The sequence below is a fragment of the Aeromonas salmonicida subsp. salmonicida genome, assembly GCF_001643305.1.
GTDB lineage: Bacteria > Pseudomonadota > Gammaproteobacteria > Enterobacterales > Aeromonadaceae > Aeromonas > Aeromonas salmonicida.
The window spans coordinates 109,453-132,535 of sequence record NZ_LSGW01000046.1 but is presented as its reverse complement, the minus strand read 5'-3'; the positions used below and the strand labels follow the sequence as shown (position 1 = coordinate 132,535).

At 59.6% G+C, this 23,083-nt stretch carries 20 protein-coding genes and 1 pseudogene; 9 read left to right on the top strand and 12 right to left on the bottom strand.

Going from position 1 to position 23,083, the window contains the following annotated elements:
* Positions 1 to 86 precede the first annotated feature (86 nt).
* The 3 genes from AXW79_RS05805 (at position 87) to AXW79_RS05795 (ending at position 1,839) form a co-directional block, all read left to right on the top strand.
* Positions 87 to 344, top strand: coding sequence for a hypothetical protein (locus AXW79_RS05805; RefSeq protein ID WP_005316983.1), 258 nt, complete (start codon positions 87 to 89; stop codon positions 342 to 344).
* Between the two features lie 31 nt (positions 345 to 375).
* Positions 376 to 1,044 carry a uracil-DNA glycosylase gene (gene ung, locus AXW79_RS05800; protein WP_005316980.1) on the top strand — a complete coding sequence of 223 codons (669 nt, stop codon included), beginning with the start codon at positions 376 to 378 and terminating at the stop codon, positions 1,042 to 1,044.
* A 246-nt stretch (positions 1,045 to 1,290) separates the two neighbouring features.
* A complete protein-coding gene (locus AXW79_RS05795; protein WP_005316978.1) occupies positions 1,291 to 1,839 on the top strand; it encodes a hemerythrin domain-containing protein in 549 nt (182 codons plus the stop codon).
* A gap of 48 nt (positions 1,840 to 1,887) precedes the next feature.
* On the opposite strand, the gene AXW79_RS05790 is transcribed toward AXW79_RS05795, so the two are convergent.
* Entirely contained in the window at positions 1,888 to 2,070 is a 183-nt protein-coding gene (locus tag AXW79_RS05790; protein ID WP_005316976.1) for a DUF3545 family protein, read from the bottom strand.
* A gap of 159 nt (positions 2,071 to 2,229) precedes the next feature.
* Entirely contained in the window at positions 2,230 to 3,180 is a 951-nt protein-coding gene (gene tal / locus AXW79_RS05785) for a transaldolase (protein WP_005316974.1), read from the bottom strand.
* Between the two features lie 742 nt (positions 3,181 to 3,922).
* Between tal and AXW79_RS05780 the strand changes: the two genes are divergently transcribed.
* The gene (locus AXW79_RS05780; RefSeq protein WP_005316972.1) at positions 3,923 to 5,365 is read left to right on the top strand and encodes an alanine/glycine:cation symporter family protein; all 1,443 of its coding nucleotides are present in this window, start codon (positions 3,923 to 3,925) and stop codon (positions 5,363 to 5,365) included.
* 102 nt (positions 5,366 to 5,467) lie between these two features.
* Here the strand turns inward: AXW79_RS05780 and AXW79_RS05775 are convergent, their stop codons facing one another.
* The 3 genes from AXW79_RS05775 to AXW79_RS05765 are packed head-to-tail and all read right to left on the bottom strand — an operon-like array spanning position 5,468 to position 9,352.
* Positions 5,468 to 7,441 carry a transglutaminase family protein gene (locus tag AXW79_RS05775; protein ID WP_005316969.1) on the bottom strand — a complete coding sequence of 658 codons (1,974 nt, stop codon included), beginning with the start codon at positions 7,439 to 7,441 and terminating at the stop codon, positions 5,468 to 5,470.
* Positions 7,428 to 8,432 carry a DUF58 domain-containing protein gene (locus tag AXW79_RS05770; protein ID WP_005316967.1) on the bottom strand — a complete coding sequence of 335 codons (1,005 nt, stop codon included), beginning with the start codon at positions 8,430 to 8,432 and terminating at the stop codon, positions 7,428 to 7,430. Before AXW79_RS05770 ends, AXW79_RS05775 begins: the two co-directional genes overlap by 14 nt.
* Entirely contained in the window at positions 8,432 to 9,352 is a 921-nt protein-coding gene (locus AXW79_RS05765; protein WP_005316965.1) for an AAA family ATPase, read from the bottom strand. The genes AXW79_RS05770 and AXW79_RS05765 overlap by 1 nt, the downstream gene beginning before the upstream one ends.
* A gap of 224 nt (positions 9,353 to 9,576) precedes the next feature.
* Between AXW79_RS05765 and ampC the strand changes: the two genes are divergently transcribed.
* The 3 genes from ampC (at position 9,577) to yidZ (ending at position 13,196) form a co-directional block, all read left to right on the top strand.
* On the top strand, positions 9,577 to 10,725 hold the full coding sequence (gene ampC, locus AXW79_RS05760; RefSeq protein WP_005316962.1) for an FOX/MOX family class C beta-lactamase: 1,149 nt from the start codon (positions 9,577 to 9,579) through the stop codon (positions 10,723 to 10,725).
* 313 nt (positions 10,726 to 11,038) lie between these two features.
* Positions 11,039 to 12,211, top strand: a complete 1,173-nt coding sequence (locus AXW79_RS05755) for an MFS transporter (RefSeq protein WP_005316960.1) — start codon at positions 11,039 to 11,041, stop codon at positions 12,209 to 12,211.
* Positions 12,212 to 12,233: 22 nt separating this feature from the next.
* On the top strand, positions 12,234 to 13,196 hold the full coding sequence (yidZ, locus tag AXW79_RS05750) for an HTH-type transcriptional regulator YidZ (RefSeq protein WP_005316958.1): 963 nt from the start codon (positions 12,234 to 12,236) through the stop codon (positions 13,194 to 13,196).
* Between the two features lie 142 nt (positions 13,197 to 13,338).
* Here the strand turns inward: yidZ and ruvX are convergent, their stop codons facing one another.
* Both ruvX and AXW79_RS05740 read right to left on the bottom strand, forming a co-directional pair.
* On the bottom strand, positions 13,339 to 13,761 hold the full coding sequence (gene ruvX / locus AXW79_RS05745) for a Holliday junction resolvase RuvX (protein WP_005316956.1): 423 nt from the start codon (positions 13,759 to 13,761) through the stop codon (positions 13,339 to 13,341).
* A gap of 46 nt (positions 13,762 to 13,807) precedes the next feature.
* The gene (locus tag AXW79_RS05740) at positions 13,808 to 14,362 is read right to left on the bottom strand and encodes a YqgE/AlgH family protein (RefSeq protein ID WP_005316953.1); all 555 of its coding nucleotides are present in this window, start codon (positions 14,360 to 14,362) and stop codon (positions 13,808 to 13,810) included.
* A 117-nt stretch (positions 14,363 to 14,479) separates the two neighbouring features.
* On the opposite strand from AXW79_RS05740, the pseudogene AXW79_RS24025 reads away from it, so the two are divergent.
* Positions 14,480 to 16,106 (top strand): annotated as a pseudogene (locus tag AXW79_RS24025) (methyl-accepting chemotaxis protein).
* Between the two features lie 90 nt (positions 16,107 to 16,196).
* Here the strand turns inward: AXW79_RS24025 and gshB are convergent.
* From gshB to metK, 5 genes are all read right to left on the bottom strand, one after another.
* The gene (gshB, locus tag AXW79_RS05730; RefSeq protein ID WP_005316951.1) at positions 16,197 to 17,150 is read right to left on the bottom strand and encodes a glutathione synthase; all 954 of its coding nucleotides are present in this window, start codon (positions 17,148 to 17,150) and stop codon (positions 16,197 to 16,199) included.
* A gap of 51 nt (positions 17,151 to 17,201) precedes the next feature.
* Complete coding sequence (gene rsmE, locus AXW79_RS05725) at positions 17,202 to 17,933, bottom strand: 16S rRNA (uracil(1498)-N(3))-methyltransferase (protein WP_005316949.1); 732 nt, start codon at positions 17,931 to 17,933, stop codon at positions 17,202 to 17,204.
* 130 nt (positions 17,934 to 18,063) lie between these two features.
* Positions 18,064 to 18,753 (bottom strand): endonuclease, encoded by a 690-nt coding sequence (locus tag AXW79_RS05720; RefSeq protein ID WP_005316947.1) that lies wholly within the window; start codon positions 18,751 to 18,753, stop codon positions 18,064 to 18,066.
* Positions 18,754 to 18,826: 73 nt separating this feature from the next.
* Complete coding sequence (locus AXW79_RS05715; RefSeq protein WP_005316946.1) at positions 18,827 to 19,360, bottom strand: SprT family zinc-dependent metalloprotease; 534 nt, start codon at positions 19,358 to 19,360, stop codon at positions 18,827 to 18,829.
* Between the two features lie 68 nt (positions 19,361 to 19,428).
* Complete coding sequence (metK, locus tag AXW79_RS05710) at positions 19,429 to 20,580, bottom strand: methionine adenosyltransferase (protein WP_005316943.1); 1,152 nt, start codon at positions 20,578 to 20,580, stop codon at positions 19,429 to 19,431.
* Between the two features lie 342 nt (positions 20,581 to 20,922).
* Between metK and tkt the strand changes: the two genes are divergently transcribed.
* Positions 20,923 to 22,914 carry a transketolase gene (tkt, locus tag AXW79_RS05705; RefSeq protein ID WP_005316941.1) on the top strand — a complete coding sequence of 664 codons (1,992 nt, stop codon included), beginning with the start codon at positions 20,923 to 20,925 and terminating at the stop codon, positions 22,912 to 22,914.
* The last annotated feature ends 169 nt before the right edge of the window (positions 22,915 to 23,083 follow it).

The following is a 23,083-nucleotide window of genomic DNA, read 5'->3' as shown; positions in this document are numbered from 1 at the left end:
TTCGGAACAGCTATTTAGTAATTTAACTACATCTTATAGGGTATTCCCCCGTGATTAAGGTGCTCGGCTCTCTCTTGAAGGGATAGATGCTTTGGTTCATCGGCAGTATGGGTCAGGGAGCCATGGCGCTGGAGATGGGGCCTGTAGCCATTGATCTTCTCTTCTATATAGAAGGGCTGTACAGCCCGCTGGGAGGAAGCGTGACCGAGTGTGGCCGCTGGCCTGCGATACCGGGGGCGGGAGATGCCCCCTGCTGCGTGTTATCACTCAAGGATACAGCCTTGCTTGGTGGGCTCAGACGATGGCGCTACGGTTGCGTCTTGCTGTCTGGCCCCCTATCCTGAGCCCCTTGCCGTATTAATTGAGGATATTGGGGTGCGGACCTGGACAGATGTGATTGGATCAGAAAAAGAGCAGGACTATTTCAAGGCGACCCTGGCGACGGTCAGGAGCGAGCGGGAAGCGGGCAAGGTGATCTATCCTCCCGCGACCGAGGTGTTCAACGCCTTCAAGCTGACCGAGCTGGATCAGGTCAAGGTGGTGATCCTGGGGCAAGACCCGTATCACGGCCCAAATCAGGCCCATGGCCTCTGCTTCTCCGTGCTGCCCGGTGTGCGTACGCCTCCCTCTCTGGTCAATATCTACAAGGAGATGCAGCGGGATCTGCCGGACTTTGTCACACCCAACCACGGTTTTCTTGAATCCTGGGCCCAGCAAGGGGTCTTGCTGCTCAATACAGTGCTGACGGTACAGGCGGGCATGGCCCACTCCCACGCCCATCTGGGTTGGGAGACCTTCACCGACAGGGTTATCGAGCAGATCAATGCCAGCTGTCAGGGAGTGGTCTTTTTGCTGTGGGGGGCCCATGCCCAGAAGAAGGGACGCTTTATTGACCGGAGCCGACACCATGTGCTGAGTGCGCCTCACCCCAGTCCGCTCTCGGCTCATCGCGGTTTTATCGGTTGCGGCCACTTCTCCGAGACCAATCGTCTGCTGTCCCAACAGGGGATGAGCCCCATCAACTGGCATTCGGTCTGCGGGTAACGGCCATAAGTGTCGCGGGCAAGCCTGCTCTGGTCACGTCATGAACGGATCCTGGTGAGGGTGGCTTGGTGTCTGCACATGGGCTGAGGAGCCGAATTGGTGGGGCTTGACGAGCGTATGTGAGGGGGCTGAGCTCTTGCTTGCTTGTCGCCTTGTCTGCAGATGACTTGATTGAGTGCAAAGTTAGCGCGATAAATGACCGTATACTCGAGACAGGATCTTCCCATTTCAGCGCAAGGAGTGCCCATGTTATCCAGTCTGCACAAGGACCATCTCAATATCGCCAGGTTGCTGACGCTGCTCAAACACAAGCTCGTCGCCATTCGCAATGAACAGCCAGTCAGCTACTTCCTGATCCGGGACGCGGTGGACTACTTGCGAGAGGTCTCTGACAAGTACCACCATCCGAAAGAGGACATGATCTACGACTACTACCTGAAATACCGGGTGGTGGAAGGGGAGGTGGCCAACAGGCTGCAGGAGGAGCACGCCAGATTGTTGGGTGCCGGTGCCGAGCTCAAGGAGATGGTGGAGATGATACTGATGGATTCGGTCATTCCGCTGGATCAGTTCACCGCCAGGCTGGAGCAGTTTGTGGCGCTGCAAGAGGCGCACATGAACTATGAAGAGGCGGTCATCTTCCCTCATCTGCGTGATTCACTGACCGAGGATGACTGGCGTCACCTGGAGCAGCTCTGGCAGAATCGCGCTATCGGGGATCCCCTGTTTGGCGCCGAGATCAGCCAGCACTTTCAGGAGTTGGCCCAACGGCTCTCGCTGCCTCCCTCGTCCTGAGGGCAAGGTACTCAAAAACAAGGCCCCGGTTGAACCGGGGCCTTGTTTTTACAGTTCGATCTCGTCTGAGAGACCTTCATAAGCGATGTCGATGGATTGCAGCTCCTTCTGCAGGCGATGTTTATCTTTCAACGCCTCAATCTCACGCCATTTACGTTTTTTTCCCGTTGTCCCGCGGCTACGCGAACCGAGCTCAACTACATCGTCATAATCGAAGTTGAACATTTCCATGGCTCCCTCCTTGGTTATTCTCGTTTTCATCACCCGTATAACATAACGCCATTGAAAATAAAACGTTTTCGTGACGAACTCATGACAAGGGATCAAGCGCTCATAAAAAAACCGGGCTCCCTCGCGGGAGCCCGGTTTCTGTCTGGTCCAGCCACCTTATCAGAGGCGGCTGGCCAGCATGGTTTCCAGCTTGCCCTGATCGACGGCAAACATACGGATGCCTTCACCCAGCTTCTCGTGAGCCATGGCGTCCTGGTTCAGCTCCCAGCGGAATTCGGCCTCGGACATCGGAGTCGGTTTTGCCTTGCGCTCGCCGGTGTAGTTCAGCTTGCGCACCACGGCGCCTTCGGTTTTGCTCAGCTCTTCCAGCAGGGCAGGGCCTATGGTCAGACGATCACAACCGGCCAGCTCCAGGATTTCGCCGGTGTTGCGGAAGCTCGCGCCCATGACCACTGTCGGGTAGTCGTGCTGCTTGTAGTAGTCATAGATGGCGGTGACGGAGACCACGCCCGGATCTTCGCTCGGGGTGTAGTCACGGTTGTGCTTGGCTTTGTACCAGTCGAGGATGCGGCCCACGAACGGGGAGATCAGGAAGGCACCGGCTTCGGCGCAGGCACGGGCCTGAGCGAAGGAGAACAGCAGGGTCAGGTTGCACTGGATACCCTCTTTCTCCAGTACCTCGGCGGCACGAATGCCTTCCCAGGTGGAGGCCAGCTTGATCAGGATGCGATCGTTGGCGATGCCCGCTTCGTTATAGAGACGGATCAGTTTGCGGGCCTTGGCGATGCTGGCTTCGGTGTCGAAGGAGAGACGGGCATCCACCTCGGTGGAGATGCGGCCCGGAACGATTTTCAGCACTTCCAGACCTATGTTGACCGCCAGCTTGTCGCCTGCGTCGATGATTTGCTGTGCCTTGTCCTGGCTCTGGGATTTGGCCCAGCTGATGGCGTCTTCGATCAGCGCCGCATATTCGGGGATCTCGGATGCCTTCAACACCAGGGACGGGTTGGTGGTGGCATCGATGGGCTGGTAGCGCTTGATGGCTTCGATATCACCGGTATCGGCGACAACTGTGGTCAGGGCTTTCAGCTGGGTTAATTTATCGGCCATGGCAAATATCATCTCTTTATGAGGGCGCATTCTCTTGGTGAGGGCGCAGGCTCTGGGGTGGCGGGCGTGAGACGACAGTTCTGAAATAAAATTACAAAATCACGGCGACTCAGGCTCAGAAAAGCACGATGGGGGAGGCCCATCGCCACTGCCTGCCTAATTAATACGGATGTGGCTCATCCTGCAATAGGGTGGCTTGTATGCTTATCATCCAGTCCTTGCCAGCAGTGGGAAGTAGTGGGTGAAAGTATTTGATTAAAAACGACTTTTATCCATTTTTCGTGATCGTTTTTATCCCCTGATAAAAACAACTTTTTTGGTTGATTATCGGTTTTGTGTAGTCGATCACATAAATTGTGTGCTTAGCTACTTGAAATTTTATTACGTGTAAAACGTTTGGCGAAGCCGCCCCATTTTGAAAGCCATTTCAGGTAAACGCTTGCGCAATAGTTTGTCTCCTGGCGAGCACGGCTACCTCTATGTGGATAATTGCCAAAATATTCTCTTTTGGGTCTAATTTGTCGCCGGATAAATTTGACTCTCAGTTTTGTTGAAACTTTGCGTGTTAAATGAAGCTTTATTGCGTTGAAACGCTTGTTTTTTGTTTCTGTAGTGATCGGGATCACTATTCTGAACTCCCTCGCTATGCTAGATTCCGCCCCTTTAGTGAAACGCTAATTCAGAAATAGACAGAAAGGGGTCAGCGCAGACTGGCCATGGATGTGATAACAACGAGAGAAATATGGACACCTTGATCGCAATGCTAAACGACCTGATGTGGGGAGCTGTGCTCATCTACCTGCTGATAGGGGTCGGCATCTTCTTTACCTTCCGCCTGGGTTTTATTCAGGTTCGCCACTTCGGCCACATGTTCTCCGTCTTGCGCAATAGCCGCAAATCAGACAAGGCCGGTATCTCCTCCTTCCAGGCTCTTTGTACCAGCCTTGCCGCCCGAGTGGGTACCGGCAACCTGGCCGGTGTGGCCGTTGCCATCTATCTGGGTGGCCCGGGCGCCATTTTCTGGATGTGGCTGATCGCTTTCATTGGTATGGCGACGGCGTTCGTTGAGAGCACCCTGGCCCAGTTGTACAAGGTGAAGGATGAGGATGGCAACTATCGTGGTGGCCCGGCTTACTACATGGAGCGCGGTCTCGGCATGCGCTGGATGGGGGTGGTATTCTCCCTCTGTCTGCTGCTGGCATTCGGCCTGGTGTTCAATGCGGTGCAGGCCAACTCCATCAGCCTGGCGATGAAGGTAGCGTTCGGCATTCCTGACTGGGCTACCGGCCTGGCGCTGGTGGTGCTCTCCGGCCTTATCATCTTCGGCGGCATTCGAGGCATAGCCCGTTTCGCCGAACTGGTAGTGCCCTTCATGGCGCTGGCCTACATACTGATGGCGCTGTTCGTGGTGGCGATGAACATCACCGAGCTGCCCGGGGTATTTGCCCTGATCATCAAGTCTGCCTTCGGCATCGAGCAGGCAGGTTCAGGCGCCATGGGTTATGCCATCTCCCAGGCGATGATCAACGGCATCAAGCGTGGTCTTTTCTCCAACGAAGCGGGTATGGGCTCAGCTCCCAACGCCGCCGCGACCGCGACGCCCTATCCGCCACACCCGGCTTCCCAAGGCTATGTGCAGATGCTGGGGGTCTTCCTCGACACCATCGTCATCTGTACCTGTACTGCGGCCATCATACTGATGTCCGGCCAGTTTGAACCCGGTTCAGGCATCACGGGTGTTGAGCTGACCCAGCGTGCACTCTCTTCACAGATAGGTGGCGGTGGCAACATCTTCATCGCGGCAGCCATCTTCTTCTTCGCCTTCACCTCCATAGTGGCGAACTACTCCTACGCCGAGACCAATCTGGTGTTCCTGGAGCACAACCACAAGGGCGGTCTGATGCTGTTCCGGATGTTCGTGCTGGGCATGGTGATGTTCGGCTCAGTGGGTGAACTGCCGACCGTGTGGGCCATGGCGGATGTCTCCATGGGGCTGATGGCCATCGTCAACCTGGTGGCCATACTGCTGCTCTCCAGCGTGGCCATCAAGCTGGCCAAGGACTACAACGATCAGCTCAAGCTGGGCAAGGTGCCTACCTTCGATGCCAACAAGTACCCCGAGATCCGCAGCCAGCTGGAAGAGGGGATCTGGGATAACCCGACCCAGCATGGCAAGCAGCTTTAAACCCTGCGCAGGTCAACATGGGATGATAAAGAAGGGGAGCCATTGGCTCCCCTTATGTTTTTGGTGGATCTTTGTCTGCGTATCATGGTGGCTGGCTTGTCACTACCGGCGCTTGTCCCATAGCTGGCAGGTTTGGCGCAGCCGTCGTTGCAGTTGTCGCAGGGCTTGTTGCCGCCGTTGTTCGGAGAGAGGGGCATAGCGCCAGCGCCGATAGAGCCAGGCGCAGCGCAGCAGTGGCCGCGCCAGCTCTGGGTCAAGGGGGATGAGCCGCTCGCACCAGCTGGCCAGACTCTCCCCTGCATGGGGTTGCCGCCCCTGGCGGGCAGCCCGTCTGAGCAGAGGTTGCCATACCTTCAGGTGGGGCAGAGCCCGTCCCGGCCACAGCAGCAGGGTGCCGATCAGGGTGGCTACTCCCAGCAAGCAGGTCAGGATCAACCAGGGGGTATGACTGGCAAGGGCCGGCCAGCGCAACCCCACCTGTTGCCACAGCCGGGCCGCATCGTAGTTGAGCACCCGCCGCGTCCATTGATAGTCGAGGTTGGCTCCCCACCAGCGCAGCTGGTTGAGCAGGGCCCACTGGCGATAGCGCTGCAGGGAGAGGGGATCGGCGGCGGTGAACTCTTCGCTCAAGGCTGCCGTCATGCCGCCCTCGACCCGCTGCGGTGCCACCGCCGCCGTCGGGTCCAGTCGCTGCCAGTTACCACTGTCATCCAGGTACTCCACCCAGGCATGGGCATCGAACTGATGCACCTCCAGATACTGGCCCTGGGGATTCCACTCCCCGCCGAGATAACCGGTCACCAGCCGCGCCGGGATCCCGGCTGCTCGCAGCACGAAGGCACTTGCCATGGCGTAGTGACCACAAAAACCGCGCCGGCTGTTGAACAGGAAGTCATCCACCCCGTCAGGCCCCAGCAGGGGGGGCTGCAGTGTGTAGTAGAAGGGCTCGCGCCGAAAGCCGTCGAGCAGGGCGGCGACGAGCTCGGCTCGCACGGGATGGCGGGCCTTCAGTGCCTGGGCATGGGCGCGGGCTCTTGGGTTGCCGGCGACGGGCAGTTGCAGGTTGCGCCGCAGGGTGGCAGTGTCGGCAGGCAGCGCCGTCGGTGCTGTGGTGACCCGGTAGCTGATCCTTTGATCCCCCCGATCACGGCGATACAGGGTTGCCAGCGGGCTGACCAGCACAGGGCCGAGCAAGACGCTGGGCTGGGAGAGCGCCAGCGTCCAGCGGTGGCGCTGAGGTTCCGCGATCACCTCGTAACTGGCGGGGGGCAGGGGACCTGCGCCGGTTTGCACTTGTATTGTTTGCATGGGTTGGGATTGCTGCCACTGCCGGGTCTCGGCACTCAGCAGCCAGCGGCGGCCATCGAACTGTTCCTGGCGCATCACCGGAAAATAGCGCTCGCTGGCGGGGGGCGGGCCATCGGCAAAGGTGACGCGAAAGGCCAGCTCGGAGGAGTTGACCAGCTCGCTGATGTCGCCGGGGCCCACCTCTTCCGAGAGCCCCGACAGGGCGCGGCTGGTGGTCGGCATCTGCCAGAGCGGGGGCAGTCTTGGCAGCACCAGAAACAGGGTCAGCAGCAGGGGGAGGGCCAACAGCAGGGAGGCGCCGGCGCTGCGCCACGGCTGTCTCTGCTCCGGTGCCACGGCAGTCACCAGTGTGCTCACCGTCAGCCAGAGTGTAGCTGCCATGGTCAGTGCCCAGCCCATGCTCTGACGTTGTACCAGCGCCAGCGCGATGAGAAAGAAGGCGAGCAGCAGCACCTGTTCTATATCCCGCTCCCGCCGAACCTCTATCATCTTCAGGCTGTAGCCGAGCCAGAGCAGGTTGATGAGGGCTGGCAGCGTGCACAGCACCCGCCATTGCCAGGCCAACAGCAGAACCCCCGTGATGGCCAGCAGCGCCAGTGCGCGAGCAGGGGGCGAACGCCACTCCTGCCACAGCATCATGGCCCGCACGCCCAGGGTGATGGCGCCGACTGCGACGACCCAGAGCTGCAGCTGGGGCCAGAGTGCCAGCACCAGCACACCTTGTTGCAAGGCGATGAGGGGCAGCAGACGGCGATTATCGAGCAGCATCGGGAGAGCCCTCGTCTACAGATCCGGCTCTGTCATCGAAGCGGGCCAATGCCAGCTGACAGTGCCGAAGAAAGGCGGGGCCGCTCTCCGGGCCCAGGGTCTGGCCTGTCAGGGTCAGGGTGAAAGGGATGCCCCGCTTGCCATAATCGGCGCACCACCAGGCCAGGGCTGACAGTCGCTGCTCAAGATCCGTGCCTGTGACGCCTTGCAGGCTGAGGTGAGTGTCATCTTGTTCGGGTTCCTGGAACTGCTTGACCAGCAGGCCGCGCCCCTGAGCGAACTGCTTCCAGGCAATCTGGCCGAAGGGTTCCCCGACCTGGTGTGCCCGCAACATGTCGAAATCGCCGAGGGGGGCGGGACCAGCTTGACCCTGGGTACCTTTCTGCCCTGACGGCGAACCGCCCCGCAGTGGCCCATAGAGAGGTTTGGGGGCCAGCCAGGCTTCCAGTTGCAGATCCAGCAGCGACCAGCAGCGAAACAGACCGAGTGGGTAGCGGCTCTCTACCCGAAGGCGGCCCAGTGGTAAGCGGCCGCGTTGTATTCCCCGCACCGGCAGGGTCAGGCTCTGGGGTGTCGAGTTTGCCTGCGCCAGCCAGAGCGAGCCTTCATTGAGGGCAAAGTACAGCGCCTGACACGGGCGCACGCTTCGTACCGTCACCTGGATGGGGACCTGGCTGCCCGCCTCCCCCAGCACGGTCGAACCTCCCAGCAGTTCCAGCCCCAGCAAGTTGCGATGGGTAAGCCACATGGCGGCCATGAAGAGGCTGCCGAGGCAATAAGAGACCAGCAGCACCAGGTTGTTCTGGTAGTTGGTTCCGAGCAGGTAGATGGCGCTCATTACCAGCAGATAGAGCAGCCCCATGCGGGTGGGCAGGATAAACAGGCTGCGCCGCCCCAGTGTCATCTGGCGGGCGGGGGGGATACGGCGGGTCAGCCAGCGTTGCTGCCACTGCTCCCTGAACCGGCGCCAGCCCAGCAGGGGGCGTTTCATCAAGGATTGTCCGGACTGACGCTGGCCAGCAGGCGCTGGCTCAGGGGGCTGGCCTCGCCGCGCTGTACCCCGAAGCTGCCTCTGAGCCTGTGCTCGGCAACGTAGGGGAAGACGGCCTGCACATCCTCCACAGTGACGAAACGGCGCCCCGCTACCAATGACCAGGCCCGGCTCACCGCCAGCAGGGTCTGGGCTGCTCTGGGGGAGAGAGGTTGGGGCAGCTCTGCATCGAAGCGGCTCTGGTGTACCAGCGCCAGCAGGTAGTCGAGGGTGGCATCGGAGACATGAATGGCATCCACCTCTGCCTGCAGGGTGGCCAGCCCGGCAGCATCCAGTTGCCGGGTCAGAGGATTGGTCTGGTTACCGCTTCGCAGCAGCTGGCGTTCGGCCTCCCGTGGTGGAAAGCCGAGCGACAGGCGCACAGCGAAGCGATCGAGCTGGGACTCGGGCAAGGGATAGGTGCCCGCCTGATCCGCCGGATTCTGGGTGGCGATGACGAAGAAGGGGGCGGGGAGCGGGTGAGTGTGGCCTTCGATGCTCACTCGCCCCTCGGCCATGGCCTCCAGCAGGGCACTCTGCACCTTGGGGCTGGCACGGTTGATCTCGTCCGCCAGCAGCATCTGAGTAAAGACGGGGCCGGGGTGAAAACGAAACTGCTGCTGGTGGGTGTCAAAGATCTGCAGCCCCAGCAGGTCGGCGGGCAGCAGATCGGCGGTGAACTGCACTCGCCGGCAGTCGAGCCCCAGCACCTGTGCCAGCCCGTGTGCCAGGGTGGTTTTGCCCATGCCGGGCAGATCCTCGATCAGCAGGTGACCACGGGCCAGCAGGGTGACCAGGGCTATCTTGAGTTGCAGCGGCTTACCCAAAATCACCTGCTCCAGTGCCGCCAGCAGCCCTGCTATCTGTTCTTGTGCTTTCACTCGTGCTTCCCCCTGTGTCTCATTGCCCCTACAGCTTATACGTCAGCGATGGAGGAGGGGGCAACGAAAGGGCAAGCCATTGAGCCGGGTCATTTTTGGGGCGACTTCACACAGACTTCACTCTGGTTCACTGTGGGCACATGGAGCTCATCTATGCTGACGCACGGATTGACTGTGCCAGCCATGGGGTTGGCGTTACCTACATTCATCATGAGACTCATCAAATGGAAAAAGCTACAACCCGGTCGCTGCTGGTACTGAGTACCCTGCTGCTCTCCCCCTTATCCCATGCAAAAGAAGCCGAGCCCCTGACGGCCTTGGTGGATGGCGCCATCCAGCCTTTGCTCAAGGAGCACAGGGTTCCGGGCATGGCGGTCGCCGTGCTCAAAGAAGGCAAGGCGCACTACTTCAACTACGGGGTGGCGGATCGGGAGAGCGGAGCTCGCGTCAGCGAGCAGACCCTGTTCGAAATTGGTTCGGTCAGCAAGACACTGACCGCGACCCTTGGCGCCTATGCCGCGGTCAAGGGTGGTTTTCAGCTGGAGGACAAGGCGAGCCAGCATGCGCCCTGGCTGAAAGGCTCTGCCTTCGACGGCATCACTATGGCCGAACTCGCCACCTACAGTGCGGGCGGTCTGCCGTTGCAATTTCCCGACGAGGTGGATTCCACCGACAAGATGCGTGCCTACTATCGCCAGTGGACACCAGCCTACCCGGCGGGTACCCATCGCCAGTATTCCAACCCCAGCATAGGTCTGTTTGGTCACCTGGCCGCGAATAGTCTGGGCCAGCCATTTGAGCAACTGATGAGCCAGACCCTGCTGCCCAAGCTGGGTTTGCATCACACCTATATCCAGGTGCCGGAGTCGGCCATGGCGAATTATGCCTACGGCTATTCGAAGGAAGACAAGCCCGTCAGGGTCAATCCGGGCGTGCTGGCGGCCGAGGCCTATGGCATCAAGACTGGCTCTGCAGATCTGCTGAAGTTTGTCGAGGCGAACATGGGGTATCAGGGAGATGCCGTGGTAAAAAGCGCGATCGCGCTGACCCACACAGGTTTCTACTATGTGGGAGAAATGACCCAGGGACTGGGCTGGGAGAGTTACGCCTATCCGGTGACCGAGCAGACATTGCTGGCGGGCAACTCATCGGCGGTGATTTACAATGCCAACCCGGTCAAATCAGTTGCCACGTCCCAAGAGATGGGGGGGGCGCGACTCTACAACAAGACGTGCTCGACCGGCGGCTTTGGGGCCTATGTGGCGTTCGTGCCCGCCAAGGGGATAGGCATCGTCATGCTGGCCAACCGCAACTATCCCAACGAGGCCAGGGTCAAGGCGGCTCACGCCATCCTGAGCCAGCTTGCCGAGTGACAGTGCGGTTGTTTTGATTGAGATGAGTACGCCGGGATTGCCCTGCGTACTTTTTGGTGCTGCCTGGCACGGCCATCGTTCACGCTAATGCCCAAATAGCTCGGCACTTAAAATAAAATGTCCAAATTGGAATGTACCGATCGCCATCTCTTCACTAGGTGCAGGAGGGGGTCGCCCATATAGTTCTCCCATTGCGACCCTGTTCGTTGTCATGTTCGTTACTACGTTCGTTACCACCTTGGCCCCGCCCACTCTGGCCACCTGTTTCAGTCGTCAGGCAGGTGCTTGCGGGCCACTCTGTTATGGAGCATCCATGGGTATTTTCCTGTTGTGCAGTTTTCTGATGATCATCCTCTATCCGGTCGGAATCGATCTCTATCTGGTGGCGGTGCCCCAGATTGCCGACACCCTGCAGGCGAGCGAGGCGCAGATCCACACCGCCTTCTCCATCTATCTGTTCGGTATGGCGGCGACTGTGCTGCTGGGGGGAATGATTGCGGATCGTTACGGACGGCGCTGGGTGGTGATCGGGGGCGCCCTCATCTTTGTCATCGCCTCGCTGGTGGCGGCCAATGCGGCGGGGATCAGCCAGTTTTATCTCGGCCGTTTCTGGCAGGGCGTCGGGGCGGGGGCGCTCTATATCATGACTTTTACCGTGCTGCGGGATGTATTGAGCCAGGAGCGGCTGGCGATGGCGCTCTCGATGATCAATGGCGTCATCTGCGTGATCCCTGTGCTGGCGCCGGTGCTCGGTTATCTCATCCTGTCCCACTTTGACTGGCGCGGGATCTTCGTGGCGATGGCGCTGGTGGCGGCCATTAGCGGTCTGGTGAACTTGTTGCTGCTCAAGGAGACCCGTCCTGCCCGGCAACCGGGGAGTGGTACGGTGCTGCCCTTCGCCCTGCTGCGCTCCCCGCGCTTTATGCTGCTCTCCCTGCTGACCAGTGCCAGTGTGACCGCCATTCTGGTCTATGTCAGCGTCTCGCCACTGATCCTGATGAAGGAATTTGGTTTTACCACCGAGCAGTACTCCATCGTGATGATGGTGATGGCCGGGGTGAGCATGTCCACCTCCTTCCTGACGCCACTGCTGCTGCGCTGGCTCGGCAAGCACAAGGTGCTGGCCGTATCCCATCTGGCTTATCTGTTGGCGGCGTGTGTCTTGTTCGGCAGCTGGCAGTTGGGGGGCAACATTCACTTGCTGCTGCCGGGGTTTGCACTGGTCTGCGTTGGCTTTTCTTGCGGCTTCGGGGTGGCGATGGGGGAGGCGCTCGATGGTTGCCAGCACAATGTGGCGTTCGCCAGCGCCGTGCTCTGTATCATGCAGATTAGCCTCTCCGGCCTCTATATCTGGCTGCTGGGCCAACTTGGCTTTGCCCCGACCGAGATGCTGATCTATGCCCTGCTGCTGACGCTGCTCAGTTACCTGGCCGTCAAAGGGCTGCTACCATTGCTCGCGGTGCGTGAAGCGCGGTCGCGGGGATAACGAACGAAATGTGAGAGGGGATATGCGCAATCTGGGTGAACTCGATTTGAACCTGCTGGTGGTCTTCAAGTATCTGATGCAGGCGCGCAGTGTGGCAGGGGCGGCCAAAAAGCTCTGTGTCACCCCGTCTGCGGTGAGCAAATCCCTCGCCAAGTTGCGGGAGTGGTTTGACGATCCCCTGTTTGTGCGGGTGCGGCAGGGGTTGCAGCCCACCAACCTATCCCTGACCCTGGAGGAGGAGCTGAAGGTCTGGTTCCAGCTCACTGACACCATCACTTCGCTCAACAGCGAGGCGATCCCCGACGGGGCCCGCTTTAGTCTGGTAATGGAGTCGCCTTTCTACATCAGCTTCCTGAGCGATCTGCCCACGACCATCTACCAGAAGTACCCCAACTCTGTGGTCAGGATGCTGGGGTGGGATCACCATTCCCTCAATGACATTGTCAACGGGGATGCGGATCTGGGATTTTGTGCTAGGGAAACCTATGCCCGCTCCCGGGCCAAGGTCAACCGGTTGCCCTACTACATCGACCATGAGGTGCTGTTCACCGATCGCCCCGTGGTCTTTCTGCGCAAGGATCACCCCCTGCTCGAGCAGAAGTGGTCGCTGGAGAACTTTCTGGCGTCTCCTCAGGTCAGCATGGTGTGGGAGGCGAATGACAGCTGGGCTCTCGACAGTCTGCTGGAGGAGGAGGGGCTGAAACGAAATGTGCCCATCATGGTCTCCAGCTTCGAGCAGGCGTTGCATATTGCCGCCCAGTCCAGCCACGAGCTGATTGCCATCGCCCCTTCCTACTGCGGCGGTTATGCGGCCAAGCATCACGACAACCTGATTGCCATGCCGCTACCGCTGTCCGAGAAGCTCTACGCCCAGTTGGAGATTGCCTTCGTTCTGCTCTGGCACAAACGCCACAATCAGGATGTTAAGGTGATGTGGCTGCGCAACGAAATCCGGCGACTCTACAACGACGTATCGCCACGCTAATGTCGCAGTCACGGTTCCCATGGGGCATTCGGAACATCTGAGTCTGACAGAGGATGAGGCGCTGGCGCCTGATCAGTCACTGGCATGATGGGGGAGTATGTGGCAAGGCAAGGGCTGCAGCCCTTGCCTTGTTGTTTCTGGATTAGCCGTACTGCTCTTCCATCCAGGCTTCCAGAATGAGCTGTGCTGAGACACCGTCCACACTGCCTTTATCGAGTGCCTTGTAGCCACCCCGTTCAAACAGGCGGGCGCGGGCATCCGTGGTGGTGAGCCGCTCGTCCTTGAACTCCACCTGCTTACCAAAGCGGCCGTGCAGGCGATTGCCGAATTTGCGAGCCCGCACAGTGATCTCCTGCTCTGTGCCATCCATGTTCAGCGGCAATCCCACCACCAGCAGGTCTGGCTGCCACTCCTTGAGCAGTTTTTCGATGTCGTCCCAGTTGGGCACACCGTCGTTGGCCTTGATGGCGCGCAGGGGCTGGGCCGTGCCGGTGAGCTCCTGTCCGATGGCGACCCCTATGCTCTTGGTGCCGTAGTCGAAGCCCATGATACTGCGTGATGACATTGAATATTTTCCTCAAAACGCATCGCAAAATGCGTGGCAAACGGCATCAGCTATGGCCGATGTCGCTGGATAGATGAATGGGATTGACCCCTATGCTGGCGGCCGCTTGCTGCCAGCGTTGATGAATGGGAGTCTTGAATACCAGATCCGGGTTGGGCGGTATCACCAGCCAGGCCCCGTCCACCAGTTCCTGTTCCAGTTGACCCGCACTCCAACCTGCGTAGCCGAGCGCCACCAACCAGTGATCCGGTGCCTGTTCGGTGCCCAGGGTTTCCAGTATGTCCTTGGAGGTGGTGACCATGAGTTCGTCCCCCACCTGCAGGGTGGAGTTGAACCCGGGACGGAAGCTGTGCAGCACGAAGCCGCGATCGGCATGCACAGGGCCCCCTTGCAGCACCGGCTGTTTGAGTTCCGGGCTGGGCGGTGGTGCGAGTTTGAGCTGGGTCAGCATGGCATCCAGTGACATGTCCACCGGGATATTGACCACCAACCCCATGGCACCCTCTTCATTGTGCTCGCACAGGTAGACCAGCGAACGTTCGAAATAGGGATCGGAGAGGCTCGGCATGGCGAGCAGAAAATGATTTTGCAGTGTTTGCATATGGGCCAAATATTGCAAAGGTATTTGAAGCAATTATGGCAGCTCGCCTCGTTGGGCAAAACCGCTTTTTACCAGCAGGGTCTAGGCTATCAATATATTTCGAGTGGAGAGAAAGCCATGGAAGGTATTTCGATCAGACAGAAGTTGATCCTGGGTTGCGTTGTGCCCCTGTTGGCACTGTTGGCCTTGCTGGTCGGTGCAACCCAGGCGATGTCCCAGTTGATGGCGGGAATGAACGCCATGTATCAGGGAGAGGTGGTACAGCTCAAGGAGCTTAAGCAGATTGCCGATCTCTACGCGGTCAAGGTGATCGATGCGGCCAACAAAGCCAATGTGGGGGGCATAGCACCGTCCAACGCCAAGGCTGACATGCAGCAGGCGCAGCGGGAGATAGCGCAGATCTGGCAGCAATACCGGAGTCGGGAGATGAGCGCGGCCGAACAGCAGGAGGCCGCCAGTGTGCAGGCCTTGTTTGGTGCCGCCGATCAGCAGATTGCTGCCGTGGTGACTGTGCTGGATCAGATGCAGGGGGAGGCGCGGGATTTGCTGGCTGCCCGCATCATGCCCCTCTACGGGGTGATAGACCCGGTGAGCGACGGTGTGAGCGCGCTGGTGGAGTTCCAGCTCAAGGAGGCGGAGCAAAATATCGGCGAGCTCAATGACCTCAGGCAGCAACTATTCCAGCTCTTTATCCTGATGTTTGTGGTGGGGGGGGGCCTGCATTCTGTTCTTCGGTGTGTGGGCCGGACGTAGCGTCAGTCAACCTTTGGTCGCCATGGGCGGGATCTTGCGCGGCATGCAGACCGATCTCGACTTGAGCAAGCTGGTACCCGTGCTGCGCAAAGATGAGATGGGCGGGCTGGCTCATTCACTCAACGAGGTGATCTGCCATTTTCGTGAGCTCATCACCCAGATCAACGGCATGGCGGAGCAGCTTGCCACAGCGTCGGCCCATCTGGCCCACATCGGCATGCAAAGCCGGGGGCGCTTCGCAGAGCAACAGGCAGAAACGGATCAGACCGCGACCGCCATGAACCAGATGAGTGCAACTGTGGCCGAAGTGGCGAACAGTTCCAACAGCGCCGCCGATGCGGCGCACCATGCCCACGAGAGTGCCCGTCACGGCCACCATATTGTCGAAGATGCTATCTTGCGCATGTCCGGCCTCTCCGCCCAGATCCAGAACACGGCCGCCATGATCACCCAGCTGGCGGATGACAGCCGCAACATCAGCAGCGTGATGGATGCCATTCGTGGCATTGCCGAGCAGACCAACCTGCTGGCGCTCAATGCGGCCATCGAAGCGGCGCGGGCCGGCGATCAGGGTCGCGGCTTTGCCGTGGTGGCCGATGAGGTGCGCACCCTGGCCCAGCGCACCCAGCGTTCCACCGAAGAGATCGGCAAGACCATTGTCAAGTTGCAGCAGGGGGCCAGCGAGGCGGCCTCCAGCATGGAACTGGGGCTGAGTCAGGTTGAGGAGTCCAATCGCACCGTGCTGGCCTGTGGTCAGGCCCTCGGCGAGATAGTGAGTTCGGTCAATGTGATCAACGAGATGAACACCCATATCGCCACGGCGGCTGAGGAGCAGAGCAAGGTAGCCGAGGAGATCACCCGCAACGTGGTCAACATAGCCCACATAGCGACAGAGTCGACCAAGGCCGCTTCCGAGTTGAACCAGAGTTGTCACGAGCTGGAGCAGCTGTCGAGCGATCTCAAGGTGAAGGTAGGGCAGTTCCGCTGTTAAAGGGGGCCGGGATAAATGAGGTAACAGGATGAAAAAGAAGAGGCGGCCCAGGGGCCGCCTCTTCTGTTATTGCCGTTTGGCTGTGGCGATTCAGGCTTTCGCCAGCCGACGCTCGATGGCATCCATCAGCATGCCTGTGATGGAGACGTCAAAGGCGGCCTCGATCTCGCGGATGCAGGTCGGGCTGGTGACGTTAATCTCGGTCAGCCTATCGCCAATGATGTCGAGGCCGACGAAGATGAGGCCCTTCTCTTTGAGGGTCGGGCCGACGGCGCGGGCGATGGCCCAGTCCGCTTCGCTCAAGGGGCGCGCCTCGCCACGGCCACCGGCCGCCAGGTTGCCCCGAGTCTCCCCCTGCGCCGGGATGCGGGCCAGGCAGTAGGGTACGGGTTCACCGTTCACCACCAGCACCCGCTTGTCGCCATCCTTGATGGCGGGCAGATAGGTCTGCGCCATGCAGTACTGGCTGCCATGTTCAGTCAGGGTTTCGATGATGACACCGACGTTGGCGTCATCTTCCTTCATACGGAAGATGGAGGCGCCGCCCATGCCGTCCAAGGGCTTCAAGATCACGTCTTTGTGTTTGGCGTGGAAGGCGCGCAGTTTGTCTGCTCTGCGAGTGACGAGCGTGGTCGGGGTGTGTTCGGCAAACCAGGCGGTGTAGAGCTTCTCGTTGGCGTCGCGCAGGCTCTGGGGCTTGTTGACGATGAGGCAGCCCTCATCCTCGGCCCGCTCCAGCATGTAGGTGGCGTAGATGAACTCTGTGTCGAAGGGGGGATCCTTGCGCATCAGGATCACATCCAGGGTGGAGAGGGGCTGATCGATCACCTCGCCCAGGCTGAACCAGTCGGCATAGTCATATTTGACGGTCAGCGGGCGCATGGTGCCAAAGGCGCGGCCGGCTTCCATATAGAGATCCGACATCTCCAGATAGAAGAGCTCATAGCCGCGCTTTTGCGCCTCTTCGAGCATGGCAAAGCTGGAATCTTTCTTGATATTGATGGCCGAAATCGGGTCCATCACTATGCCGAGTTTAATGGTCATCCGAGTTTCCTTCTTGTGGCTCGATTGCGAGTGAGATTCTTAAAACCTGTTTCAGGCCAGATCGCCAAAGCGGCACTGCAGCGCGGTAATGGCGGTCAGGGCGGCGGTTTCGGTGCGTAGCACCCGCGGCCCCAGCAGCATCTCTTTGAAATCTTCCTGCACGGTACGGGCGATCTCGTCGCTCGACAAGCCCCCTTCCGGACCGATCAGCAGCCGTACTCCATGCTCGGGAACAGGCAGGGTGTTGATGCTGTATTCGGCGCGCGGGTGCAGGTTGAGCTTGAGCTCTTGGGTCTCTTCCGCCAGCCAGGCATCGAGCTCCATCGGCATGCGAACTTCGGGCACCACATTGCGGCCGCACTGCTCGCAGGCACTGATCACCACCTTCTGCCACTGCTCGCGTTTCTTCTCCAGCCTGTCGGCGGGCAGCTTGACGCCGCAGCGCTCGGAGAAGAGCGGCGTGATGCAGGTGACACCCAGTTCGACGGATTTCTGGATGGTGAAGTCCATCTTGTCACCCCGGCTGATCACCTGGCCCAGATGGATGGCGAAGGGGGATTCCACCGAGCGCTGCTCGCAGCTGTCGATGGTCACTTCAACCGATTTCTTACCGACCAGGGTGATGGTGGCGGCATATTGATTGCCGTCGCCATTGAACAGCTCGAGCTGCTGGCCCGGCTGCATGCGCAGTACCCGGCCGATGTGGTTGGCACCGTCTTCCGACAGGGCGAGTGTCTGGCCAACTTGCAGGGTGGCCGCTTCATAGATACGTGGAATGCGCATGGCTGATTATCAGTCTCTTGCTTGGAAACCCTTCAATATCCTACTGCGAGGCGCTGAGCAAGGCTCACGCGACAGAGGTTGAAGGGGCTCATGATGAGAGGGGGCGCTCCCCCTCCTTAGTCAAATGGGGTTATCGGCACTGCTTTTCAATGAAGGGGTTGGTATTGCCCTGCAGCTTGCCGATGCGGCGGTTGCGCTCGCACTCCCAGCTATCTGCCGGGTACTGCCTGTCCCAGGCTTCGAACAGTTTACGTTGTTGCGCGGCGAGGCGCAGCCCATGTTGCTGGCTCATATAGAGGTAGGCGCGGGCGATCTGGCCTCGTACCAGCCCCTTGGGTGGTTGCACCCGGCGCTCCTTGAAGTCCACCAGCATCTGGCACTGGCCGTACTGATCCGGGGTGCCGTTCCAGTCGGAGAAACGGTAGTTGGCCCGATCGCCATTTACCTCGCCGATGGCGGGGAAGAGGTTGTGCATGTCCCCCTCCATCTTGTTGAACTCATCGCTCTTGCTGCAATTTTTGCGTCCACCCTGCTGCCAGCACTGCAGTTGATGGCCAAATTCCCAGGCGGGTACCACGTGTTCCCACTCGATACGGGCGGCTCGTTTGGGCTGCTTGCGCGGTTCATAACCGCAGCTGGCCAGATCTGGGCTCATTTTTTTGCCCTGATAGCGAATGTCGCAGCCGCAGTAGAAGGTGGTGACTGTGGGCTGGGTTTTATAGAGCTTGACCAGATCCTGCTTGGCGGTGCGAAAAGTCTGGGCATGAAGGGGCAGGCTGACCAACAGAGTCAGGGCGACAGAGAGCAGGGGACGAAACATGAAGATCCTTGGCAATGAAACGGTTGGATGAAAAGAGAAGGCACCCTAACACAGGGTTGCGACACGGGCTGGCTTACTGTGCAGACACTGGCGCCTGCTGTTCCCGCTCCAGGGGCTGCTTGCAGCAGCGGCAGTGGTAGCGGGCGTCGCCGCGCACCACCTTGTTGTGGCGGCGAACCGACAGCTGATGCTGCTGGCAGTGACAGCGATAAGGCACTGTGCGTTGGGCCAGCACCGTCAGATCGAAGCTGTGGGTGGTTCTGGGCTCAAGGCCGAACAGCTCCCGCATCAGCGACTGCCACTGCTGGCCGTGGGGCAATACCCTATGCTTGCCCCGACCCTCACCCCAGAGGGCATAGACCAGCAGATGGGCCACCTCATGGGGCACCACCTCGTCCAGAAACGCCTGCTGATTGGCCTGATAGAGGGCAGGGTTGAAGCGCAGCTCCCAGGTCTGCAGCCGCGCGGAACCCGCCGCCCGGCCCCGCATATTGCAATAAATGCGCGGACGGGCAAAGGTGCGACCGAGGCGCGCCTCGGCCTGCACGAAACAGGCGTCGACCCGCTGATGCAGCAGTTGTTCGAGATGAGCAGGGGTAGCAGACATGGGATTTCCGTCGGTCAGCAGACAAGCAAAAGGGGAGCCAGGCTCCCCTTTTATCACAACTGAGTGCCTTAGAGGCCAGCGGCGGAGCGCAGCAGCTCGGCCTTGTCGGTCTGCTCCCACGGGAACTCTTCGCGACCGAAGTGACCGTAGGCAGCGGTAGCCTGGTAGATGGGGCGCTTCAGATCCAGCATCTCGATCAGGCCATACGGGCGCAGTTCGAAGTGCTCGCGTACCAGCTTGACCAGCAGATCCTCGGCCACCTTGGCGGTACCGAAGGTTTCGACGCTGATGGAGGTCGGCTCGGCCACGCCGATGGCGTAGGAGATCTGGATCTCGCAGCGATCCGCCAGACCGGCGGCGACAATGTTCTTGGCCACGTAGCGGGCAGCGTAGGCGGCAGAGCGGTCAACCTTGGACGGATCCTTGCCTGAGAAAGCGCCACCACCGTGACGGGCCATGCCGCCGTAGGTGTCGACGATGATCTTGCGACCGGTCAGACCGCAGTCACCCATGGGGCCGCCGATAACGAAACGGCCGGTCGGGTTGATGAAGTATTTGGTGTCCTTGTTGACCCACTCGGCCGGCAGCACAGGCTTGATGATCTCTTCGCGCACCGCTTCCACCAGATCCTTGTGGCTGATGGATTCACTGTGCTGGGTAGAAAGCACAACGGCATCCACACCCAGGATCTTGCCTGCGTCGTCGTAGGCGAAGGTCAGCTGGCTTTTGGCATCCGGACGCAGCCACGGCAGGGTGCCGTTCTTGCGCACTTCAGCCTGACGCTTCACCAGCAGGTGAGAGTAAGTGATGGGGGCGGGCATCAGCACGTCGGTTTCGTTGGTGGCGTAGCCAAACATCAGGCCCTGGTCACCGGCGCCCTGCTCCAGCGGATCGCTGCGGTCAACACCCTGGTTGATGTCAGGGGACTGCTTGCCGATGGCGTTCAGCACGGCGCAAGAATCTGCGTCGAAGCCCATGTCGGAGTGGGTGTAGCCGATGTCACGCACTGTATCGCGCACTATCTCTTCGATATCGACCCAGGCAGAGGTGGTTACTTCACCGGCTACCATGACCATGCCGGTCTTGACCAGGGTCTCACAGGCGACACGGGCCTTGGTATCTTGCTTGAGGATGGCGTCCAGTACCGCATCGGAGATCTGGTCCGCAATCTTGTCGGGATGGCCTTCGGAGACCGACTCGGAAGTAAACAGCTTTGCCATGATGGGATTCTCAGCTTGTCTGGGGTTATCGCCACAGCAATAACCGGGTGATGATAGGATGATTGTAGAGGTATCTACATCTGGACGTCCATTTTAGTTAGCGCCCTTCTCGATTGCCAGCACTATTTTGGTTTTGCCCCGTGCTGGCCGAACAAGATACGTGCTTTACCCCATTTGGGGTGCAAGCCGATGACAACTCAATCGTTTGCCCTGGCAAGAAAAGCGATTGAGCTCCCAAAGCCACTTTATTCGCCCAGATAATATTTGCACCGCACGCCCCCTGCTGGGACAATAACGCGCCTTAATCTTGGCCATCAAATGAAGCAATCGCAGGAGATACAGATGCCTTCTCGTAAAGAGCTTGCCAATGCCATTCGCGCATTGAGTATGGATGCCGTTCAAAAAGCCAACTCCGGTCACCCGGGCGCCCCCATGGGAATGGCGGATATCGCCGAAGTGTTGTGGCGCAGCCACCTCAAGCATAACCCGAACAACCCCAAGTGGGCCGACCGCGACCGTTTCATTCTGTCTAACGGCCACGGCTCCATGCTGCTGTACTCTCTGCTGCATCTCTCCGGTTATGATCTCTCCATCGACGATCTGAAAAACTTCCGCCAACTGCACTCTCGCACCCCCGGCCACCCCGAGTACGGTTATGCGCCAGGCATCGAAACCACCACTGGCCCGCTGGGTCAGGGCATCACCAATGCCGTGGGCATGGCGATCGCCGAAAAAGCCATGGCCGAGCAGTTCAACCAGCCGGGTCACGACATCGTTGACCACTACACCTACGCCTTCATGGGCGACGGCTGCCTGATGGAAGGCATCTCCCACGAGGCTTGCTCCCTGGCAGGTACCCTGCAACTGGGCAAACTGATCGCATTCTGGGATGACAACGGTATATCCATCGACGGTCACGTTGAAGGCTGGTTCACCGACGACACCCCCAAGCGTTTCGAAGCCTACGGCTGGCACGTGATTGCTGCCGTTGACGGTCACAGTCCGGAAGCCATCAATGCCGCCATCGAAGCCGCCAAGGCCGAGACCGGCAAGCCGACCCTGATCTGCTGCCGCACCATCATCGGCTACGGTTCACCGAACAAATCTGGTTCTCACGATTGCCACGGCTCACCGCTGGGCAACGACGAGATCGCCGCCGCCCGTGCCTTCCTGAAGTGGGACCACGCACCGTTCGTCATTCCGTCCGACATCGCCGCCGAGTGGAACGGTCAGGAGAAGGGTACCAAGCTGGAAGCCGACTGGGCTGCCAAGTTTGCCGCCTATGAAGCCGCTCACCCGGCGCTGGCTGCCGAATTCAAGCGTCGCACCGCAGGCGAGCTGCCGGCCAACTGGGCCGCTGAATCTGCCAAGATCATCGAGACCCTGCAAGCCAACCCGGCCAAGATTGCGACCCGTAAAGCGTCCCAGAACTCTCTGGAAGCCTTCGGCAAGCTGCTGCCCGAGTTCATGGGTGGTTCCGCTGACCTGGCCCCGTCCAACCTGACCATGTGGTCCGGTTCCAAGTCTCTCACCCCCGAGAGCGCGGCAGGCAACTACATTCACTACGGTGTGCGCGAGTTCGCCATGTCCGCCATCATGAACGGTATCGCCCTGCACGGTGGTTTCATCCCCTACGGCGCCACCTTCCTGATGTTCATGGAGTACGCCCGCAACGCCCTGCGTATGGCCGCCCTGATGAAGCAGCGCGCCATCTTCGTTTACACCCACGACTCCATCGGTCTGGGTGAAGATGGCCCGACTCACCAGCCGGTCGAGCAGATCGCCTCCCTGCGTCTGACCCCGAACATGAGCACCTGGCGCCCATGTGACCAGGTTGAATCCGCCATCGCCTGGAAGCACGCCATCGAGCGTATGGACGGCCCGACTGCGCTGATCTTCTCCCGCCAGAACCTGCCCCAGATGGACCGTACCGCCCAGCAATTGGCCGATACCGCCAAGGGTGGTTATGTGCTGAAGGATTGTGCCGGTACGCCGGAACTCATCCTGATCGCCACCGGTTCCGAAGTGGAGCTGGCCGTGGCCGCCTATGAGCAGTTGACTGCCAAGGGCCGCGCCGTGCGCGTGGTTTCCCTGCCAGCCACCGACGTGTTCGACGCCCAGTCTGCCGAATACAAGGAGTCCGTCCTGCCGTCTTCCGTCACCAAGCGCGTGGCCATCGAAGCGGGCATCGCCGACTACTGGTACAAGTACGTGGGCTTTGGCGGCAAGATCATCGGCATGACCACCTTCGGTGAGTCTGCACCGGCCGAGCTGCTGTTCAAGGAATTCGGCTTTACCGTGGAAAACGTGGTTGCGACCGCAGAGTCCCTGTAATAGCTAAATATTGGGCTGGTTTGGCCCAATAGCTGGAATAACAAAGCGCCCTCCATCGAAAGATGGGGGGCGTTTTTTATAAGAGAATTTTATTCTATGGGAGACATGGTCAACCCTGAGTGAATAATTCAGTTTTACAACTTAGTATGTTGGCGACCTCCAATTTATC

What these genes read in the sequence shown, in the direction of transcription:
- metK (WP_005316943.1), bottom strand. Translation starts at nt 20,580, where the DNA reads ATGGCAAAGCTGTTTACTTCCGAGTCGGTCTCCGAAGGCCATCCCGAC.
- AXW79_RS05790 (WP_005316976.1), bottom strand. Translation starts at nt 2,070, where the DNA reads ATGGAAATGTTCAACTTCGATTATGACGATGTAGTTGAGCTCGGTTCG.
- AXW79_RS05775 (WP_005316969.1), bottom strand. Translation starts at nt 7,441, where the DNA reads ATGCTGCTCGATAATCGCCGTCTGCTGCCCCTCATCGCCTTGCAACAA.
- AXW79_RS05755 (WP_005316960.1), top strand. Translation starts at nt 11,039, where the DNA reads ATGGGTATTTTCCTGTTGTGCAGTTTTCTGATGATCATCCTCTATCCG.
- tal (WP_005316974.1), bottom strand. Translation starts at nt 3,180, where the DNA reads ATGGCCGATAAATTAACCCAGCTGAAAGCCCTGACCACAGTTGTCGCC.
- ampC (WP_005316962.1), top strand. Translation starts at nt 9,577, where the DNA reads ATGGAAAAAGCTACAACCCGGTCGCTGCTGGTACTGAGTACCCTGCTG.
- rsmE (WP_005316949.1), bottom strand. Translation starts at nt 17,933, where the DNA reads ATGCGCATTCCACGTATCTATGAAGCGGCCACCCTGCAAGTTGGCCAG.
- AXW79_RS05715 (WP_005316946.1), bottom strand. Translation starts at nt 19,360, where the DNA reads ATGTCTGCTACCCCTGCTCATCTCGAACAACTGCTGCATCAGCGGGTC.
- AXW79_RS05740 (WP_005316953.1), bottom strand. Translation starts at nt 14,362, where the DNA reads ATGCAAACACTGCAAAATCATTTTCTGCTCGCCATGCCGAGCCTCTCC.
- AXW79_RS05795 (WP_005316978.1), top strand. Translation starts at nt 1,291, where the DNA reads ATGTTATCCAGTCTGCACAAGGACCATCTCAATATCGCCAGGTTGCTG.
- tkt (WP_005316941.1), top strand. Translation starts at nt 20,923, where the DNA reads ATGCCTTCTCGTAAAGAGCTTGCCAATGCCATTCGCGCATTGAGTATG.
- gshB (WP_005316951.1), bottom strand. Translation starts at nt 17,150, where the DNA reads ATGACCATTAAACTCGGCATAGTGATGGACCCGATTTCGGCCATCAAT.
- yidZ (WP_005316958.1), top strand. Translation starts at nt 12,234, where the DNA reads ATGCGCAATCTGGGTGAACTCGATTTGAACCTGCTGGTGGTCTTCAAG.
- AXW79_RS05805 (WP_005316983.1), top strand. Translation starts at nt 87, where the DNA reads ATGCTTTGGTTCATCGGCAGTATGGGTCAGGGAGCCATGGCGCTGGAG.
- AXW79_RS05720 (WP_005316947.1), bottom strand. Translation starts at nt 18,753, where the DNA reads ATGTTTCGTCCCCTGCTCTCTGTCGCCCTGACTCTGTTGGTCAGCCTG.
- ruvX (WP_005316956.1), bottom strand. Translation starts at nt 13,761, where the DNA reads ATGTCATCACGCAGTATCATGGGCTTCGACTACGGCACCAAGAGCATA.
- AXW79_RS05770 (WP_005316967.1), bottom strand. Translation starts at nt 8,432, where the DNA reads ATGAAACGCCCCCTGCTGGGCTGGCGCCGGTTCAGGGAGCAGTGGCAG.
- AXW79_RS05780 (WP_005316972.1), top strand. Translation starts at nt 3,923, where the DNA reads ATGGACACCTTGATCGCAATGCTAAACGACCTGATGTGGGGAGCTGTG.